Below are 13,816 nucleotides of genomic sequence, written 5' to 3'. Positions count from 1 at the left end.
CCTTCGCTGTTCGTGAACGTGACAGGCCGGGGGACGGTCAACCGCCCGTGGCGAAACCGGGGAAGAGGGTCATGCCGCCGTCGACGTAGAGGGTGGTTCCCACCACGTAGTCCATGAGGTCGGAGGCGAGCGCGACGACGGCGTTCGCGATGTCCTCCGGGTCGCCGATCCGGTCGTACGGAATGAGCCGCAGAAGGTCCTCCCGCGCCTCCGGCGTCTCCCAGGCCGCGCGATTGATCGGCGTCCTGATCGCGCCCGGGGCGACCGCGTTCACCCGGATCTTCTCGGGTGCCAGCTCCTGGGCCAGGGTCTGCATCATCATCTGCACCCCGCCCTTGGAGGACGCGTAGTTGACGTGACCCGCCCACGGGATGAGCTGGTGCACCGAACTCATGCAGACGATCTTCCCGGCGGAGCGGGAGACCTCCGTGACCACGCCTCGGCGCCGGAACTCCTTGGCGGCCTCCCGGGCGCACAGGAACTGACCGGTGAGATTGACGTCGATGACCTTCTGCCACTGGGCGAGCGTCATCTCCGTGAGCCGGGCGTCCCGCTGCAGTCCCGCGTTGGCCACGAGAACGTCGATGGTGCCGAACTCCTTGACCATCCGGTCCATCATGGCGACGACCTGGTCCTCCTGGGACACGTCGGCCTCGTACGCCGCGGCGCGGACCCCGAACGAGGCGATCTCCGCGACCACCTCCTCGGCGGCCTCGCGCCCCGCCACGTAGTTCACGACCACGTCGGCACCGGCTCGGCCCAGACCGATGGCCGTGGCCTTGCCGATGCCCGAATTGGCACCGGTGACCAGAGCCTTCTGGCCTTGGAGCAAACGCGCCGGGATCACATCCCGAGGTGCCCCCACAGTGGAATCCATTCCCTGCCTCCTCGCTGCGCGCTCACCCTGGGCCCGGAGCCGGCGCGGCCGGGCATCTCACGCAATCACCCGATGAGGCGGTCGGCATCTCCTCCACATCGCCGTTGGGCCGTTGAGCCCAGCATCTTCGTCCGGACGGGCCATCTGCGGACCCGGCCGCGCCGACCTCAGCCCAGCCGGGCCACGAGGTGGTCCCCGACCCGCAGGGCGTTCGCGATGGCCGTCAAGGAGGGGTTGACCGCGCCGATGCTCGGGAAGAAGCTCGTGTCGACGACGTACAGGTTGTCGAGGTCGTGCGCCTTGCAGTTCACGTCCAGCGCGGAGGCGGCGGGATCGGTGCCGAAGCGAACGGTGCCCGCCTGGTGCGCCGTCGCACCGATCGGCATGCCCTTGTGCAGGTAGATGCTGCGGGACAGCAGGTGATGCTCGTGCATGCCGAGGTGGCCCAGCATTCCCTGCAGCTTGTGCCTCAGCCGCTTCAGGCCCTCGATGTTGTTCTTCTCGTCGAGCGTGAGCCGGATCCGGGCGTCGCCGTCGAGAGTGACACGGCTGTCGGGCAGGGGGAGATCCTCACCGCACAGCCAGAAGTCGACGGCGTGACGCGCCAGCACCTCGAACGGCATGTCGGGCGTCACCGCACCCGCCCATCGGGGGGCCTCGCCGTGGATCTGTTCGGCGTCCGACTTGCCCAGCATCTGGATGCCGCCCAACGGGTAGTCCCAGTCGTCCGCGCCGAGGTACCAGTCGTTGAGGGCGAGGGTCTTCTGGAACCGGGTGTCGTTGGGTTCCTTCGACACCGCCATCAGAGCGAGGTTGTTGTGCCGCATGTAGAACCGGCCGACCACGTCCGAGCTGTTGGCGAGGCCACGGGGGTGGTGTTCGTTCGCCGAGGCCAGCAGCAGAGCAGCGGAGTTGACCGCCCCGCAGGAGACGACCACCACGTCCGCCGTGTACCGGACCTCGGAACCGTCCGCCAGCCGGCCGACGACCGCGCTGACACTGCGTCCCCGGGCATCCGTCTCCAGCCGGACCACCTGGGTGTGCGTGACCATCTCGACGTTGGGGTGCTTCAGGGCCGGTTCCACGCAGATCACCTCGGCGTCGGACTTCCCGCGCACCAGACACGGAAAGCCGTCCACCCGGTCGCACCGGATGCAGACGCTGGAGTGGGTGGCCCGCCCCCCGTTCTCCTGGCTCAGATCGACGCCGATCGGCAGGTGGAACGGGTGCAGGCCGCGCTTCTCGAGATCGTCGCTCAACTGCTGGATGCGCGGCTCGTGTTCCACCGGCGGACGGGCGTACTGCGCGCTCACCGGGCCTTCGCCGGGATCCTCGCCGTGCCGTCCGTGGACGAGATAGAGGTGCTCGGCCTGGGTGTAGTACGGCTCCAGATCCTCGTACCGGATCGGCCAGGCGGGGGAGATGCCGCCGTGATGACGGATCTCGCCGAAGTCCTCCGGGCGCAGCCGGAAGAGGGCGGCCCCGTAGAACTTGGTGTTGCCGCCGACGTAGTAGTTGACCTCGGGCGGGAACTCGTCGCCGTTCCTGTCGAGCCAGTACTCCGGCGCGCGGTACTTGCCCCTGACGAACACGGCCGTCGAGTCCCAGTTGTCCCGCTCACGCGGAAGGTAGCCGCCGCGTTCGACCAGGAGGACGCGCTTGCCGGACGGGGCGAGCCGGTGGGCGAGGGTACCTCCGCCGGCGCCGGTGCCGATGATGATGACGTCATAGTGAGGGGCGTCGCCCACGGCGACCACCGTCCTTGGAATCGTGGCCCCGACCTGATGTCGGGCACCTGGTGCCCCGCGGGGCGATGGTCAGGCGGCCCCACCTGTCTCGAAAGTAGCCGTCCTCCACGTGGAGGGCGACCGGAGCGGCGGGCCCTGGCGCCGGGCCGGTTCACAGCACCGCGATGGGGTTCACGGGCGACCCCGTGGCTCCCGTCAGCCGCAGGGGGGCGACCGCACAGAGGAAACTCCAGCGCCCGGCCCGCGCGCAGACCGGGACGAGATCCTCGAACCGCAGATAGTCCATGAGATGGACCCCCATGGCGTGGATGGCCAGGACGTGCACGGGGAAGGCGATGCCCTCCACGGCGCTGGGCGCGGTGTCGTTGTTGCCGTCTCCGCCCAGAGCGGAGACCTCGCGTTCGGCCAGGAACTCCACGGCGGTCGGGTGCAGACCCACCCGTGCCCGCGCCGAGTCCCACGGCCCGAGCTCGGTGCGCCGAAGACGATGCCCCACCCTGACGAACAGGAGGTCGCCCGGTCCGACACGGACTCCCTGCGCGGCCTCGGCGGCCGTCAGGTCGCCCGAGGTCACATGGTCGCCCGGTTCCAGCCAGGGCACGCCACGCAGCCGCGGGATGTCCAGCAGGACACCCCGGCCGACGATGCCGTTCCCGAGCAGGTCGACGGCGAGCCGACGGGCACCCTCGGGCGTCAGGGTGCTCGCGGGCACTCCGCCGTACAGCTCCCCGTCGAACACCACATGACAGAGGGCGTCGAGATGGCTGTCCGCGTCGCCGTGCACGTTCATGGCGAAACGGTCGGTGGCGAAGTGGAGCGCGTCGGAGCCGAGATCGCGCGGGCTGGGGCCGGTCATGCGATGCACCGCGGGCTCAGGGTCGTCGGGGCCAGGTACGGTCTCGATCGGAGCCGCCATCGACACGGTGCGTCCGAGCCGGACCTCCGAGGCCGCTGCCGCCACCCGCTCGGGTGTGAGGTGGCGGAGCGCGCCACACCGGCCGTTCACCGCCGGCGGCGCCGCCTGGTTCCGGAGCCGCTCGTAGAGTGCCCGGAAATCGCGCACGGTCATGTCGCCCGCCCCCGGCGGCTCAACGGACGCGGTCACGCGTACCCCCAGGGGCTCAGCCCCCAGCGGAGCACGTGGGTCGCGCCCGGCTGCAGGACGGTGAGGTCCGTTCCGCTCCGGAAGGCGTCCGGTGGACAGGACATCGCCTCCACGGCGACCCCCCGTCGCCGCCGCTCGGGTTCGGCCAGGGTGTCGCCCGTGTACACCTGCACCCAGCGCGTGCCCTCGCCGAGCCGGAGATCGACGCCCCGGAGTCCTGAGGGGTGCGCCAGCCTTACGACCGCCCGCCCGTCAGGGTCACGGTCGAGTCCGGTGAAGGCGGTGTCCAGCCGCAGGTCGCCGATGGGGCGGGCGGTGCGGAAGTCGTACGGGGTGCCGTCGACGGGCTCCTGGCCGATGGGCAGGCCCCTGTCGTCGGTACGCAGCAGGCTCCGCGCGGGGACGGTCAGCACGACGCCGTCGACGAGATCGGTGCCGACCGTGAGGTAGGGGTGCTGGCCCACACCGTAAGGTGCGGGGCCGGTACCGGTGTTGGTGGCCCGGACCGTGGCACTGAGCCCTTCGGCCCCCAGCCGGTACTCGACACGGACATCGAGGAGGAACGGATACCCGGGCTGGGGACAGAGCGTGGTGCCGAGCGTCACCGAGTCGTCGGTGCGGGCGAGCCGCTCCCACAGGGTCCAGCGAAGCAGTCCGTGGATCGCGTTCTCCTTCTCCACCTCGGTCAGGGGGAGTTGCAGATCCCTGCCGTCGAAGCGGTAGCGACCGCCGCCCACGCGGTTCGGCCAGGGGACGAGCAGTTGCCCGCGCCCGCCGGTGATGGCGGCGCCCGTGGAGAACCCGTCCAGCACCGGTCGGCCGCTCACGACGTAGTCGCGCAGGGCGCCGCCGAGCTGGACCACTTCCGCGCTCTGCTCTCCCCGGACCAACAGCCACGACCCGCCTGTGGGGCTGGGAGACGCGGAAGGGCCGTCGGGCACGACGGAGTGAGGCGCCCGCTCCGCGCCCGGCCGGTCCACCGGTACCCCGGCAGCGGATGCGCGGCGCATCAGCGACAGCACGGCCGTGACGACGGCCTCCGGAGGCTGGTCGATCTCCACCACCAGCGGGTGCTCGTCGGGCCCCGGCTCCTGGAGGTCCGCGAGCTGGCTGTCCAGCAGGTCCGCCGGGAAGAAGTGACCGCGGCGCGCGGCCAGCCGGGACTCCAGGAGCTCGCGCGAGCCGTGCAGGTACACCAGAACGGCGTCGGGACGCCCTGCGAGCAGCTTGTCCCGGTAGCGACGCTTGAGCGCCGAACAGGTGACCACGGCCCGCTGACCGGCCGAGGTCGTCCGGTCCATCCAGTCCCCGATCGCGTCGAGCCACGGTTCCCGGTCGCTGTCCGTGAGGGCATGGCCGGCGGCCATCTTGGCGCGGTCGGCCTCGGAGTGGAAGGCGTCCGCTTCCCCGTAGGTCGAACCCAGCCGCTCGGCGAGAAGACGCCCCACCGTCGACTTGCCCGACCCGGCCACGCCGACGACGAGAACCAGCCGCGGCGGCTCACCTGGCGCTTCTTCGCGAGCCATGGTCTGACAGGCTCCTCCATGTCGTCCGCCCGCCGAGACATCCCCGTCCGGCGGCTCGGTATCTCCAATCTGACCCCCGACGTCCCCCGGCGCATGTCGGCACCCGCGACCTCCGGCACGGAGGGAAGGCCGTACCGCGTCTTTCCGCCCGGAATGGCGCGGTTCACGGCTGACAAGCCTTTGCCATGGCGAGGACTTGCCGTCGTGAGACCTTCACGACCGTGTTCGCCGGTCGATAGACCCATGCCATGAACTCCCCTTCCCATCCCTCCGCCTTCCGGCGTGGACGCTGGCAGCTGACCGTGGCGGCCACTGTGGTGCCCCTGCTGGCCTCGGGGCTCGTAGCTCTGCAGGTGCCCGCGCAGGCGGCTCCGGTCAAGCCCACCGTCCCCGCCAAGTCCTCGGCGACCCACAAGGTCACCCTGGTCACCGGCGACGTCGTCACGGTCACCACGATGGCCGACGGCAAGCAGACCGCCGAGGTCGACCGGCCCGACAGTGCCGTCGGCGGCGTCAAGATCCAGCAGATCAAGGGCGACCTGTTCGTCCTCCCGGACGAGGCCGCGCCGCTCGTGGGCGCGGACAAGCTGGACCGGCGGCTGTTCAACGTCACCGACCTGATCGAGATGGGGTACGACGACGCGAAGTCGGCCGCGGTACCGCTGATCGCGACGTACACGCAGTCGAAGTCCCGCGCGGCCGTCGAACCCACTGCCCCCAGGGGCAGCAAGCTGACCCGAGAGCTCAAGGGCATCCGAGGCGCCGCGCTCAGCACCGAGAAGCGGCAGACCCGCACCTTCTGGAACACCGTCGCGCAGCAGGGCAGCCCGTCGCTGGGCGCGGGTGTGGCGAAGCTGTGGCTCGACGGTCGCGTGAAGGCCAGCCTGAAGGAGAGCGTGCCGCTGATCGGCGCGCCTGAGGCCTGGGCGGCCGGATACACCGGCAAGGGCGTCAAGGTGGCCGTGCTCGACACAGGCATCGACGCCGGCCACCCCGACTTCGCCGGCCTGATCGACGGCACGGCGAGCTTCGTTCCGGGAGAGGGCGTCACCGACGTCAACGGGCACGGCACCCATGTGGCCGGCACGATCGTAGGCTCGGGCGCCGCCTCCGGAGGCGAGAACAAGGGCGTCGCACCCGGCGCCGACCTGTACGTCGGCAAGGTGCTCGGCGGCGCCGAGGGATCCGGCCAGGACTCCTGGGTCATGGCCGGCATGCAGTGGGCCGCGGAGTCCGGGGCCGACGTCGTCAACATGAGCCTCGGCGACTCCTATCCGACCGACGGCAGCGACCCGATGTCGCAGGCGGTCGACGCGCTCTCCGCGCAGTACGGCACGCTGTTCGTCATAGCCGCCGGCAATTCCGGGCCGGAGAGCATCTCCGCCCCGGGCGCGGCCGCCGCGGCACTGACCGTGGCCGCCACGGACAAGCAGGACCGACTCGCCTCCTTCTCCAGCACCGGCCCGCTCGCCTGGTCCGGCGGCATGAAGCCGGACATCGCGGCGCCGGGCGTGGACATCACCGCCGCCCGTTCACAGACGATGACCGACGGCGGTGAGGGCCTCTACCGCACCATCAGCGGTACGTCGATGGCCACCCCGCACGTCGCGGGCGCGGCGGCGATCCTTGCCCAGCAGCACCCGGACTGGACCGGCGCGCAGCTCAAGGAACACCTGACGAGCACCGCGAAGAGCCTGGACGGCGCGTACTCGCCGTACGAGGTCGGCACCGGCCGCCTCGACGTGGCCGCCGCCGTGCGCACCACGGTCCGGGCAACCGGGTCGCTCTTCTTCGGCAACCACACCTGGCCGCACGAGCCGAGCGATGTCGCCGTCACGAAGGACCTGACCTTCACCAACGCCGGTTCCGCCGACGTCACCCTGAACCTGGCGCTGACCGACGACGACGGGCCGTTCACGCTGGGAGCGGCCGAGGTGACCGTCCCCGCGGGCGGCACCGCCGCCGTTCCCGTCACCGGTGACCCGCGGACCGCCCCGGCGGGCCGTCACGCCGGCTACGTGACCGCCACCGATGCGGCCACCGGTCAGCCCGTGACCCGCACCTCCGTGGCACTGCTCAAGGAGGAGGAGCGCTACGACCTGAACATCAAGCTGGTCGGAAAGGACGGCAAGCCCGCCAGCGGCTGGGTCGGCATCAACCTCGCCGGCGACCCCTGGCCGTGGAACGTGTACGTCGACGGATCGACCACGATGCGCATGGCACCCGGCCTGTACACCGTCTCCGGGTACGTCGACGTGGCGGGGGAGAAGGCGGACCGCTCCGGTCTGGCCGTGCTCGTCGACCCGGAGACCGTCCTCCAGGACGGCCCCGCGGACGTCGTGCTGGACGCGAGCAAGGCACGCCTGCTCCAGACCGAGGCGCCGCAGCGCACCGAGGACCGCCAGCGAAAGGTCGATTTCAACGTCCACTACAAGGGCCTCGACCCGTACATGGACTACCGCAGCGCGTACGTGCTGCCGCCGACGTACGACGACGTCTACGTCTCGCCGACGGAGGCGATGAAGCAGGGCGAGTTCATGCTGATCACCCGCTGGCGCAAGGGCGAGCCGCAGCTCGGTCTGAGCGCGTCGGGCGGCCGGCTCCAGTTCGAGGCGCGGGTACAGGCGGGCAGCGCACTGGGCACCGGCACGGACACGCTGCACGCCGTCTACGCGGGCGACGGAGCGGCGGACGCGTACGAGAAGGTCACGGCCAAGGGCAAGATCGTCGTCGTCGAGCGGAGCGACGAGGTCGCGCCGCAGGAGCGCACCGAGGCCGCGGTCGCGGCCGGCGCCAAGGCCCTGATCGTGGTCAACGACGGTGTCGGTGGCCTGATGGAGTACGTCGGCGAGTCGGCCATCCCCGTCGCCACCGTGCACCGCGACGCGGGCAAGGGCCTTGTCGCCATGGCCAGGACAGGCGTCCTCAAGCTGACCGTGAAGCAGACCGAGTACACGCCGTTCGTCTACGACCTGACCAGGGACTACCCCGGCCAGGTGCCGGACCGAGCCCTGGCCTACAAGCCGAGCAAGAGCGACCTCGCCCGGATCGACGCCCGCTACTACGCGGCGGCGGGCGGCCGACTCGCGGAAGGCTACCGGTCCGACTTCACCCTCAGCCCGTCCTTCAACATGCCCGAGCTGGAGTGGCACCCGGGCACCCGCACGGAGTGGGTGACCCCGGGCCAGGTCTGGAGGGAGTTCCACACGCAGGGCGTCGACGGACCGCTGCCGTGGTCGATGGTGTCGGGGGACAACACGTACGCCAAGGGCAGCACCACGCGCCTGGACTGGTTCGCCCCGGCGACCCGGCCCGCTCAGAGCGAGTCCTTCGGCGTGTACAACTCCCGCTGGCAGAACTACATGACCTGGAACGTGCAGGCCTGGGCCTCCGCCAGCGACACCATGCGTCTCGGCGGCTATCTGCCGTGGGGTGAGACACCGTCCCACCTGCAGATCTTCCAGGGCGACACCCTGATCCACGACAACCCCGTCAGCGGAGACATGCAATGGGTCGAGGTACCGGCCGGCAACCGGCCCTATCGCGCCGTGCTCGACGTGGAACGGCCCGGTGACCTCTTCCGGCTGTCGACCCGCACCCGCACCGAGTGGGACTTCATGTCCGGCACCGTCGACTCGGACTTCTTCGAGCCGTTCTCGGTGTTGAACCTGGACTACGGTCTGGAGACCGACCTGCACGGCGACGTCAAGGCCGGGACGACCCAGAAGATCACGCTCAAGCCGGTGTCCATGAACCTCGGTACGGTGCCCGGCAACGTCACCGAGGTGACGCTGGACGTCTCGTACGACGACGGCGCCGGCTGGCAGAGGGTGACCCTGACCAAGCGGGCCGACGGCACCTGGACGGGTGCGTTCAGGACGGCCAGGAAGCCCGGCGGCTTCGTCTCGCTCCGCGCGAGCGCCGGGACGGACAGCGGCTTCGGCGTCAAGAACGAGATCATCCGGGCGTACGGCCTGCGATGAACAGAACAGTGGGGCCCCGGGGAGGCGACTTCCCGGGGCCCTTCCCCTCAGACCTGCTCCCAGCAGGGACTATTCAAGGTCTGCCGCCATGGCGCATACTCTCCCCGCTGCGGCAAGCGGAAGAGAGTCGATCGCCGATGCTGGATGTTCTTGGCCTCGAACCCGATGACGAGCGCGTCTACCGGGCGCTGCTCGGACGGCCGAACTCCACCGCGATCCTTCTCTCCGGCCTTGCCGTCCTGTCGCAGGCCCACGTCGACAAGGCGTTGTCCCGCCTCGTCGAGTGGGGACTGGCGACCAGGTCGGCGGACGAGCGGTTCACCGCCGCGCCGCCGGCCATGGCCCTCGGCGCCCTCATCAGCCAGCGCAGGGACGGTCTGCGCATGGCCGAGCACGCCTTGGTGACCTTCGCCGAGGAACACCGGGCGGCGATGACCGGGAGCAGCATCAGCGACCTGATCGAGGTCGTCACGGGCGTCGACGCCATCCGGCATCGTTTCCTCCAGGTACAGCAGGCGGCCCGCACACAGGTCCGCTCCTTCATCACCGCGCCGTTCGTCGCCCTGCCCCCCGACGAGAACACGGCCGAACCCCTGGCCATCGGCCGGGGGGTGCACTTCCGCGCCGTGCTAGACCGGGCCGTGCTGGCGGAACCCGGCATCGTCGACGACGCGATCGATTCCCTGGGGAAGGGCGTGCACCTGCGGGTCGCCGACGAACTGCCGATGAAACTCGTCCTGGCCGACGCCGACCTCGGCCTCGTCCCGCTCGCGGTCACGGCAGCCGGAGAACCCGGCGCCGTGCTGCTGCACCGCAGTGGCCTCCTGGACGCCCTGGACGCGCTCTTCGAGACGGTGTGGCGCACAGCCCGTCCCCTCGAACTGTCGGGCACCGGCGGAGAGACCGATCCCACCGTCGAGGTCGCTACGGAGGGTCCCACCGACCTCGACCGAAGGATTCTCGCCCTGCTCCTGGCAGGCCTGACGGACCTCACCGCAGCGGCACAACTCGGTCTGTCACCGCGCACGCTGCACCGGCGCCTGCGTCACCTCATGGACCTGGCCGGAGTCAGGACCCGGATGCAGCTCGGAGCCCACGCCGTGCGAAACGGCTGGGCAGAGGTCTCTTGAACGAGCGGTCCCGCCCGTACTGCCAAAGGGCAGGCGTGCCCCTGTCCTCCGCCGGACGGAGTACTTCGGCAGCGTCGCCGAACGCCGTGCACACCATCGCTGCAGCGACTCGGTAGCTTCCTGACCAGGTTCCCTCGCACACGGATGCCCATCGGCGCCCCTGTGAGGGCCTGTCGACGTTGGCCCGAGGCGAGGAGAGAGCAGCGTGTCCCGACCTGTCACTGTGGGAGTGGACGGCTCTGAAGGAAGCGTGGCGGCGGTGGACTGGGCCGCCGACGAGGCGGCGCTGCGCGGCGACGGCCTGCGACTGGTGTACGCCACACGGTGGGCGGAGCATCAGTTGGGTGCGATGAAGGTGTCGCACGAGGACCGTGCCGGCGCGGCGGAAGGCGTGCTGGCCGAGACCGAGCGGCAGGTCGGGTCCCGGCAGCCGGGCCTTGCCATGACCGCTGACGAGGTCGAAGACGCTCCCGTCAGCGTGCTGCTCGCCGCCGCTGCCGAGGCGGATCTGCTCGTCGTGGGCTCTCATGGGCTGGGGAGCGTCCGTGGGTTCATCGTCGGTTCGGTGGGGCAGGAGGTCGTCGCGGAAGCGGCGCGCCCCGTGGTTCTCGTTCGCCCCGGATACGAGAAGGACAGCTCCGGTGCGTCCGGGAGGAACGGCCGCAGGAAGGTGGTCCTCGGTCTGGATGTGAACGAAGTCAAGGACGAGCTGCTGCACTTCGCGTTCGACTTCGCAGGGCGGCACCGCGTCCCGCTGGAGATCGTGCACACCTGGCATGAATCCTTCGTTCACCACCCCAGCGCAGCCGCGAAGGAGGAGAGGGCGGTAGCGCTCGCCGACGCGGTTCGGCCCTTCCGGGACCGGTTCGCGGGGACGGAGGTGGTCGAGGTGTCCGCTCCGGGACGGGCGGCCGAGCATCTCATCGAGGCCGCGTCGGATGCGCGCCTGGTGGTCGTCGGTCGGCGCAGGGCGGCCAGGGGCGCTCATATCGGATCGATCACCCACGCCGTCATCCATCACGCCTCCTGTCCTGTGGCCGTCGTGCCGCACACCTGACGGACGGGGACACCGGTCGTTCGACGGGGACGGCGGTCACTCGGGGGAGACAGTCCAACCTCCACGTTTCACTGTCCGGCGGGCGGAGGAGCTGGAACTAGGCTCGTGTCGTGGAACCGCCCGAGCACCGCGCCGAAGGCGCAGGACCGTTCACCACCCGTCTCACCTGGCACCGCCCGGAAGGGGGGACGGTCGTATGGGAGTCGCGGCCCGCGCGCAAACGCGGGGCGCTGTCCGTCCGCGACCCCGGGGGCACGGTCGCCATGTCCCCGACCGCCGACACCGATGCCCTCGATCGCCTCAGGAGGCTCAACTCCGTCGCATCGGGTGCCTTCTTCCTCGGCGGAACGCTCTTCGCTCTCGGCGCCGGGGTCGCCCAGTTCGGCTCGGGCGACCCGGTCGAAAGCGCCTCGATCTACCTCGCGGGCGGGGTGTTCTTCTCCATCGGGGGCTACACCTCGCTCTTGCAGGTCCTGAACGCGCCTCGCCACTCCCCAGGGGGCGGCCCACTGGCAGCGGTCCGCCGGCGGTGGTGGGGGTACGAGCCGATGCGTCTGGACTGGCTCAGCACGTTCGTGCTGTTCGCCGGGACGCTCGTGTTCGGAGTCAACCTGCTGGACTCCTTCCTGCAGGGGCTCAGCGTCCAGCAGATCAATCGGCTGATCTGGACCCCCGACGTGATCGGCTGCGTGCTGTTCCTGATCTCGGGTCATCTCGGGTTCGCCGAGATCTGCCATCGCTCCCGGCCCTGCCTCCGCTCGCGCAGCCTCGGCTGGTGGGTGGTCGCGGTGAACCAGTTCGGGTCGGTCCTCTTCATGGTCGCCGCCTTGGCCGCCTTCACCCGGCCCAGCACCCAGAGCCTGGTCAACGCCGACATCGCCAACTGGGGGACGTTGTGCGGTGCGTTGTGCTTCGCCGTCGGTGGGGTACTGCAGGCCTTCGAACGTCCGTAGAGCTCGGCGCACCGCCGTCGCCGCACCCCGCACCGCACGTCCCCCAGGCACGTCGTGCCCGGCCGGTCGCCTCCCGTCGTCCCCCGCCCGCGCCGGGTCAGGCAGGGGTCGCGAAGCGGGCGCCGTCCACCGGTCGAGCTGCGCCCGGTGCTCCCAGTAGGCGGCGACATCGTGAAGGGTGAGGGTCCGGCTCGGCGACGCCGGAGGCGGAGCGGGGGTGGTGGCGGTGTCGGGCGGTGTCCCGCGTCGGCGTCAGGACGGGACGCCGGGGTCGGCGTACCGCAGCACGGCGCCCATGCCCTCGTACAGTCTCAGCTCGCTCTCCGGTACGACGACCAGCTCGGCACGGGTGCCGACGAGGGCCCGGACGAGGGCCTCGTCGGCGCGTTCCTCCCGTGGGGCCCGCACACCGAAGGACGTCAGCTCCGCGTCGGTCAGGGCGAGCCGGGCGGGCTGGGAGCCCACCCAGAGCCGCGGTGAGGCCCCGGGCGGCCGGTTCAGCAGCAGTGCTGCCACCTGGCCCCGCTGGAGGGCGGTGACGGTGGCGGCCAGACCCTCCGCCACGGGCCCGTCCAGGGCGCGCCGACCGATGAAGATGTCCACGAGCTCCCGGTCGTGCGCGGCCATGCGGCCGCGGAAGACGCCGTCGAGCTGTGGCTCCAGCAGGGCGCGTCCGGTGTGGGTGGGGGTCGGGCCGCCCACGCGTACGGTCTTGTCCCGCACGGTGTGCGGCAGGCGGCGGAGCAGTACGTTGCACGCCCACTCGTCCCCGCCCACGACGACGGCGTCGGCATGGGCGCGCCGCGCCCGTTCGTCCAGCCGGTGGCCGAGCCGGACGCAGGTACGGTGCCAGGTCGCCACCGCGACCCTGTGACGCAGCCGCTCACCCGGGGCCACCGTGGACGTGGGCCACGTGCCGGTCTCCGCCTCCAGCTCCACCCAGCCGTTGGCCTCGGCGGTCGGAAGACCGCCGTAGTGGACGACCACGGCCATGTACGGGATCTCCGGGACGTGCTGGGTGACCAGGGGCATGGCGTCGGGCAGGGTGCCGTACCGCGCGGAGTCGCGCTCGGGCGGCTTCGGGAGCTCCCCGTCCAGGACGATCGTGCCGTGGGCGGCGAAGACGGCCTGCCCGTGCACCCCCGGAACCTCGGCGTCGGTGCCGACGACCTCCTCCAGTACGTTCGTCAGAGCCCGGTCCGCGCCCTGACGGGACAAGCTCTCCCGCAGCCGCTCCCAGCGCAGCGCGATCGCCCGCTCGGGATGCTCGACGTCCCGGGAGGTGTCCAGATACACGGAGGCGTACGGGCCCGGCTCCGCGTAGAGGGGCTCAAGGAACGACAATCTCATCGCCACTCCCGTCGACGGTCCCCACCTTCGATGATGCCCGAGACCGGTCGTCGGCGGCACTCACGGCATCCGGTGCGCCAGACGCCG

At 70.9% G+C, this 13,816-nt stretch carries 9 protein-coding genes; 4 read left to right on the top strand and 5 right to left on the bottom strand.

The genetic code is table 11. The features are described 5' to 3' along the window. Positions 1–37: 37 nt before the first annotated feature. The 4 genes from IF00_RS0120250 to IF00_RS43920 all read right to left on the bottom strand — a co-directional run bounded on the left by IF00_RS0120250 (position 38) and on the right by IF00_RS43920 (position 5,256). Positions 38–877, bottom strand: a complete 840-nt coding sequence (locus IF00_RS0120250) for an SDR family oxidoreductase (protein WP_030319967.1) — start codon at positions 875–877, stop codon at positions 38–40. A gap of 167 nt (positions 878–1,044) precedes the next feature. Further along, complete coding sequence (locus IF00_RS0120245; protein ID WP_030319966.1) at positions 1,045–2,625, bottom strand: GMC oxidoreductase; 1,581 nt, start codon at positions 2,623–2,625, stop codon at positions 1,045–1,047. A 151-nt stretch (positions 2,626–2,776) separates the two neighbouring features. Further along, positions 2,777–3,694: a cyclase family protein gene (locus IF00_RS0120240; protein WP_030319964.1), complete on the bottom strand. Its 918-nt coding sequence runs from the start codon at positions 3,692–3,694 to the stop codon at positions 2,777–2,779. A gap of 32 nt (positions 3,695–3,726) precedes the next feature. Continuing rightward, a complete protein-coding gene (locus IF00_RS43920) occupies positions 3,727–5,256 on the bottom strand; it encodes a gluconokinase, GntK/IdnK-type (RefSeq protein ID WP_051820510.1) in 1,530 nt (509 codons plus the stop codon). A gap of 248 nt (positions 5,257–5,504) precedes the next feature. Here IF00_RS43920 and IF00_RS0120230 point away from each other — a divergent pair, with 248 nt between their 5' ends. The 4 genes from IF00_RS0120230 to IF00_RS0120215 all read left to right on the top strand — a co-directional run bounded on the left by IF00_RS0120230 (position 5,505) and on the right by IF00_RS0120215 (position 12,379). Further along, positions 5,505–9,239, top strand: a complete 3,735-nt coding sequence (locus tag IF00_RS0120230) for a S8 family serine peptidase (RefSeq protein WP_078944782.1) — start codon at positions 5,505–5,507, stop codon at positions 9,237–9,239. 137 nt (positions 9,240–9,376) lie between these two features. Next, the gene (locus IF00_RS0120225; RefSeq protein WP_030319955.1) at positions 9,377–10,369 is read left to right on the top strand and encodes a TrmB family transcriptional regulator; all 993 of its coding nucleotides are present in this window, start codon (positions 9,377–9,379) and stop codon (positions 10,367–10,369) included. Positions 10,370–10,574: 205 nt separating this feature from the next. Beyond that, on the top strand, positions 10,575–11,426 hold the full coding sequence (locus tag IF00_RS0120220) for a universal stress protein (RefSeq protein WP_030319953.1): 852 nt from the start codon (positions 10,575–10,577) through the stop codon (positions 11,424–11,426). Positions 11,427–11,536: 110 nt separating this feature from the next. Next, positions 11,537–12,379 carry a hypothetical protein gene (locus IF00_RS0120215; protein ID WP_030319951.1) on the top strand — a complete coding sequence of 281 codons (843 nt, stop codon included), beginning with the start codon at positions 11,537–11,539 and terminating at the stop codon, positions 12,377–12,379. Positions 12,380–12,631: 252 nt separating this feature from the next. On the opposite strand, the gene IF00_RS0120210 is transcribed toward IF00_RS0120215, so the two are convergent. Further along, complete coding sequence (locus tag IF00_RS0120210) at positions 12,632–13,729, bottom strand: baeRF2 domain-containing protein (RefSeq protein WP_030319950.1); 1,098 nt, start codon at positions 13,727–13,729, stop codon at positions 12,632–12,634. Between the last annotated feature and the right edge of the window lie 87 nt (positions 13,730–13,816).

The sequence above is a fragment of the Streptomyces flavochromogenes genome (assembly GCF_000717595.1).
In the GTDB taxonomy this organism is placed as follows: Bacteria; Actinomycetota; Actinomycetes; order Streptomycetales; family Streptomycetaceae; genus Streptomyces; species Streptomyces flavochromogenes.
The sequence above is the reverse complement of the archived record's forward strand: the minus strand, read 5'-3'. Positions and strand labels throughout refer to the sequence as shown.